Below are 5,410 nucleotides of genomic sequence, written 5' to 3'. Positions count from 1 at the left end.
AAAGGAGGAAACAGCTACAGTTATCCACAGTCGGCAACCACGATGCCGGCTTCCATCCCCGGGTCAAAGTTCAACCGGCAGGGTGGGTCAAAGTTCAACCGGCGCCGACACGGCTGGAGCAACAACCGGGGCGAACAAGGCACCTTCACGCTCGACGGCATGGGCAACCGCACCGCCGAGCAGGTCAAGGATGCGTCCGGTGCCGTGGCGTGGGCCGCCGTGCGCAGCGTCAACAACATCAATCGCCTGTACTCGAAGACGGACGGCCCGAACCAGACCAACACCTTCGCCTACGACGCCAACGGCGAACTCGTCACCGCGACCAATGGCCTGAACCAGAGCACGCAGTACGGCCTGGACGGCCTGCGCCGTGTCAAGTCCATCACCAATGCCGCCAACGCCACGGCCACCCTGGCCTGGAACGCCCTGGACGCCGTCACCCAGGCCAAGGATTTCAAGGGCGTGGCCACCACCTACGCTCGTGACGCGCTGGGCAATGCCACCAGTGAGGCCAGCGCGGACATAGGCACCCGAGGCACCCAGTACGACAGCCTCGGGCTGCCCAGCCAGATCGTCGACGCCCTGGGCCAGGCCACCCAGATCCAGCGCGACGCGCTCGGCCGGCCGACCAGCCTGAGCTTCGCCGATGGCAAGACCACCACGCTGCGCTACGACCTCGGGGGGAGTACCTACAACGCAGCGGGCGCTCCCAACGCCAGCAAGGGCTATCTGTCCGAAATGCAGGATCGCTCAGGCATCACAACCTACAAGCGTGATGTCTTCGGCCGTGTTGTTCAGAAGAGCCAGGCCATGCCAAACGGCGTGAGCGGGAGCATCCAGTACAGCTACAACGCCGCTGGATTGCTGGAGAGCATGATCAACCCGGGCGGCAACCCTACCCAGTACGTCTATGACGCGACGGGCCGCCTGGTGCGAATCGATTTTCTCGGCGTTCCGCAGATCACCAACATCACTTGGAATCCGATGGGCCAGCCCACCGGCTGGACCTGGGCTTTTGGCGAAAACTTCATGGGCCTGGTGGGAACGAATGTTTCGACAACAAGGACCTACGATACGGCCGGCCGGCTGACGAGTGTCTACACCGGCGGCCAACCTGTTCTGCAGTACACCTATGACGCAGCCGGTCGCGTGCAGGCACTGACCCAACGGCTTGCAAAGCCTGACAATCCATCCGATCCGAACACCGCGGTGAGCAGTGCGTTGGTGACATGGAGCGCGGGCTACGACGCCGCGGGGCGCGTCGTCAGCTTGGATGCGCCCGGTGACACCGCTAGCTTCAGCTACGACGCCAACGGCAACCGCTTGAGCAGTTCACAGACCGTCGGGGGGCAGACCTCCAGCCGCACATACAGCGTTCAGGGCGGTGGGAACCGCGTGCTTGGATTTGCGCAAACGACCGGCGGTGCGAGCACTAACGTGAGCTATGGGTACAACGCCAACGGCGACATGGTCAATGACGGCCTGCGAAGCTTCACCTACGACGCCGAAGGACGACTTGGCGCCGTCACCACCGGCGCCAGTGACGCGTCGCCAACGACTCGCTACGTGCATAACGCGCTGGGCCAACGCGTCTTCAAGACCGAGCCACAGTATCCCCCTTCCGAGGGCGACGAAAGTGACCTGACTTTCATGCAGTCCCTCATCGCGTTCTTCACCTCGATGTGGGCGCCAACAGTCACACCAAACGATAGCTTGGGCTATGCGTACGCCTACGACGAAGACGGTTCCCTGATGGGCGAACTGGGGACCGGCGGAGCGAACAGCGCCGGTGAATGGTTCTATTTCTGGATGCCCACGGCGAATGGGCCGATCCCGGTCATGGCCAACACGGCGACGGCGCGTTATGCGGTGACGTCAGACCACTTGAACACGCCCAGGCTACTGACGAACATGGACAACCAGTTGGTCTGGCAGTGGAAGTACTCGGCGTTTGGTGATGCGCAACCGACCTTGGCGAGCAGGAAGTTCGCGGAAGTTGCTCCGGGTCTCGGGGATCTGGAGTTCAAATTGCGTTATCCGGGTCAGATGGCTGACAAGGAAAGCGGCTTGTTCTACAACTACTACCGTTCGTACAGTCCTACCACCGGGCGCTACAGCCAACCGGACCCGATCGGCCTCGATGGTGGGTGGAATCGGTTCACCTACGTGGATGCAAATCCATTGAAGGAGGTTGATCCAACTGGCCTGCTCATGCTCACGGTGGGCGGCAACGTGCGCATCCCCTTCGTCGGAGGCGCCACGCACTCTCTTGGCATTTCGTATCTTAATGGTCAGTGGGATGCTGGACTTATCGTCAATGCCGATATTCCACTTCTTGGCGCCGGAAAAATGATGGGCCGCGCGAGCATTGATGTGGGACTTCAGAGCGGAGACTTCTGCACGAACGACAAGAGCTATCAGCAGAATTTCCAAGCGGGCTATAAGGGCCTGGGCGGCTCTATCCAGAGAGATGAGAACGGGGTTGCCGGAGCTGGCATCTCACTAGGTCCTCAACTTGGCATATCTGTCTCTGGGCAGTCTTCGAGTACGCTATCGATTCGAAAGGATCTAGTTCCCCTCGTTTCAAGGTTGCTAAATAGGTAGACGTTTATGGTTCAATTAATTTCTGTCTTAATGCTTCTCCCTTCAGCTATCTCCCTCGTATTCCTCGCCTATTTTTGTGTCCGATGGGTGATCTTCAAGAGAAAGAAAAAATATACTTCCGTCGATCATGCGAAGGACTTTCTTGGAGTATTCGCCGCTGCCGTTCCCAGGTTGCTTAACGATGAGGAAAAGCGGCTGATGCGCGGGATTGTTCTCAGCATGGCATCTCTCATTGTTTGCTCCAGCTTGGTGATTCTCGGCGTAAAGCAACTCCAATAAGCTACAACTACTTCCGCAGCTACCTGCCTGGCCGTCGAATTTCAGCAATGTGATCCTCAACAATCAGGTCCACGTCCTTGACTTTTAAACAAGAATGGATGGCCGAGGTATCAGTTTTGTGCCAAGTTTCTTGTCACGAAAGTGTTCGCCAAATGTCGCTCGCGCACGTTGTGTTCGTGAGTCCGGTTTTTAGCCCAAAAATCTTGCTATCGCGATAAGACGAGTTATCTCAATAGCAGATCTACAGAGAGGTTTCGGTGGGTTCTGTTGAGTCGACGGGACGATCGAACGCCGGGCTATCGAGCCGCCGTCGTCCGCCAGCCACTACGGGCCCGAAGCGCCTGGCCGACAGGCTACAGTCGGCCAGAAGCAGACCTCGGAGGCAACCGACTTGAACATGCAGAACGTCGCGCTGGCGCTTTTAGTTCTGGCATCGCTGATGGCTGGCGTCGGGTACGCCGCGCTAGGCCTGCGGGCCCGTGGGCATCTGAAAGACAGTGCTTCCGCTTCGGACCGTTCCGTAGGCTGGTTGTTCTGGTGGTCGTTCGCCACCGAAAACTACGACGACGAAGGCAAGAAACTCTGCCGCCGCGCACAGGGGCTGGCGATTTTCGTCATTGCTCTGTACGCGATTTGGTACTGGGTGCTTTTACGCCGATAGCATGACTTCCATCGGCCAGGAGCGGACGGTCGCAGACGATGGTCGATGTGCTCCACAGCGGACGTGAACTTGACGCCTGATACGCTGAAAGGGAAGACTTGATGCTTGCATGTCCAATCTGCCGTGCCATGTCGCTGAAGGCGTATTTTGCGAGACGCTTCACTTGTGGCAACTGCCATGCCAATTTGACTAGCAACGTGGGGACCGTAACGACGTGGGAGGGAATCATCGGACTGTTCCTCCTCTGGATACCTCGCAGTCTTTTAGCGCGGCTTTTCGGGAACGCCTGGTACGTCGATTGGGCAATCTTCTTGCCCTTGGTACTCATCGTGCACATCGCCTTGCTGAGCGCACTGGTCGAGCTTGTTCCTGCGGGTTCTGAATAGGTGGGCGCTGGCTGAAAACCGTGCCGAGCAGGCGCTGCGAAGGACTGCTTTCGAGAAAGTGCGACGTCTGCACGGTGGCCCGAAGCTCCAACGACTGCAACAGGCTACAGTCGGCCAAGACCGGAAGTTGGTCACGGTCGTTCAGTTTGGCGCTGGCAGAAGCCCCTACGATGATGCGCGAGGCTACAGTCAGCCAAAGATTCACCCCGACAGCAATCGAATGAGAATTCCTGAGCTCAGCCCTCTTCTCGAGAAAGTCGCAGTTTTGCGCTCCGCGCCCGACGCACAGGACATCTATGCGACGGTCCGAGATGCCGTCCTGGCCGCTCAAACCCCGTCGATGGCGCAAAGCGTTTGCGAGATGACAATCGACATGTGCAATCCAAAGGCTTGGGGTGACCGATACGTCAAGAGCATGGACGCGGAATGGATGGACTTCGTCGCAGAGCTTGCAACCGTTGCGAATGCGTGCGGCCAACGCATCTATGAGGTTTACGGCCCGGCTTCACCAGCCGCCGGCAAGCCGTGACCGCGTCCGGCCATGAGATGCTATGTAGGACTACCCGAGTCAGCCCCGTTTAGTTAGAACGGGATTCCCAACCTCTAGACAAGGAGACGGAAATGACGACCCAGACAGTCCTACCAGGCAAGGATACGGCGAAGGCCGGCGAGCTGTACATCAGCTTCGAGTTGGGCGACAAGAACTGGAAGGTGACGGCCAGCGATGGATGTCGTGGCCCGAGCCGCTACAACGTCGACGCGGGCGACACGACAGCGGTCGCCGATTGCATCCGCAAGGCCGCGGAGCGCTGCAAGCTTGAGCCGCAGTGCAAGGCTCATTCCTGCTATGAGGCAGGTCGCGACGGCTGGTGGTTGCACCGCTGGCTGGTTCAGCAAGGCGTCGACAACATCGTGGTCGACGCCGCGAGCATCGAGGTGAACCGACGCGCCAGGCGGGCCAAGACCGACCGCCTCGACGGCGACAAGCTGCTGGCGATGCTGCTGCGCCACCACGGTGGCGAACGCGTCTGGTCGGTGCTGCGGGAACCGACGCCTGAGGACGAAGACGCGCGCCGCACGCATCGCGAACTCGCCCGGCTGACGACGGAGCGCACGGCACACATGAACCGCATCGGCTCCCTGCTCGTGCTGCACAACCTGCGTCCGAACGCCGTCATCGGCGGGCGGGATTGGGCAAGCTGGTGGGCGCGTCATCGCGAGGAGGTGCCGCCCGTGTTGCGTGCCGAAATCGAACGCCAGAGCGCACGGCTGTCGCTGGTCAAGCAGCAGGTGAAGGCGTTGGAAGCTGAACGGCGTCTGGAGGTCGAAACTGGCAAGCAGCCGCTGGTGGCGCACCTGACCCAGCTGCGTGTCAGTGGTCTTCCAATAATCCCCATCTGTGGTCGTCGAATTTTCCTCACCCATCAACTCCAAGGAGCAAACGATGGAAGTGGAAGTACGAAGCTCGGTGATCTCGCAT

General features: G+C 59.6%; 5 protein-coding genes. 4 read left to right on the top strand and 1 reads right to left on the bottom strand.

Going from position 1 to position 5,410, the window contains the following annotated elements; genetic code table 11:
• Positions 1-42: 42 nt before the first annotated feature.
• Positions 43-2,604 carry an RHS repeat-associated core domain-containing protein gene (locus tag QZH52_RS38345; protein ID WP_301816505.1) on the top strand — a complete coding sequence of 854 codons (2,562 nt, stop codon included), beginning with the start codon at positions 43-45 and terminating at the stop codon, positions 2,602-2,604.
• 42 nt (positions 2,605-2,646) lie between these two features.
• Here QZH52_RS38345 and QZH52_RS38340 read toward each other — a convergent pair whose 3' ends face one another.
• Positions 2,647-2,931: a hypothetical protein gene (locus QZH52_RS38340; RefSeq protein WP_301816504.1), complete on the bottom strand. Its 285-nt coding sequence runs from the start codon at positions 2,929-2,931 to the stop codon at positions 2,647-2,649.
• 343 nt (positions 2,932-3,274) lie between these two features.
• Here QZH52_RS38340 and QZH52_RS38335 point away from each other — a divergent pair, with 343 nt between their 5' ends.
• From QZH52_RS38335 to QZH52_RS38325, 3 genes are all read left to right on the top strand, one after another.
• Positions 3,275-3,544: a hypothetical protein gene (locus QZH52_RS38335; RefSeq protein ID WP_301816503.1), complete on the top strand. Its 270-nt coding sequence runs from the start codon at positions 3,275-3,277 to the stop codon at positions 3,542-3,544.
• A gap of 513 nt (positions 3,545-4,057) precedes the next feature.
• Complete coding sequence (locus QZH52_RS38330) at positions 4,058-4,459, top strand: hypothetical protein (RefSeq protein ID WP_301816502.1); 402 nt, start codon at positions 4,058-4,060, stop codon at positions 4,457-4,459.
• Between the two features lie 92 nt (positions 4,460-4,551).
• Positions 4,552-5,410, top strand: an 859-nt coding sequence (locus QZH52_RS38325; protein ID WP_301816501.1) for an IS110 family transposase, incomplete at its 3' end; no start/stop codon positions are given.

Origin of the sequence: Variovorax ginsengisoli (assembly GCF_030486595.1) — a bacterium.
GTDB classification, from domain to species: Bacteria; Pseudomonadota; Gammaproteobacteria; order Burkholderiales; family Burkholderiaceae_C; genus Variovorax; species Variovorax ginsengisoli_B.
This window is presented reverse-complemented; position numbering and strand designations above follow the sequence as displayed.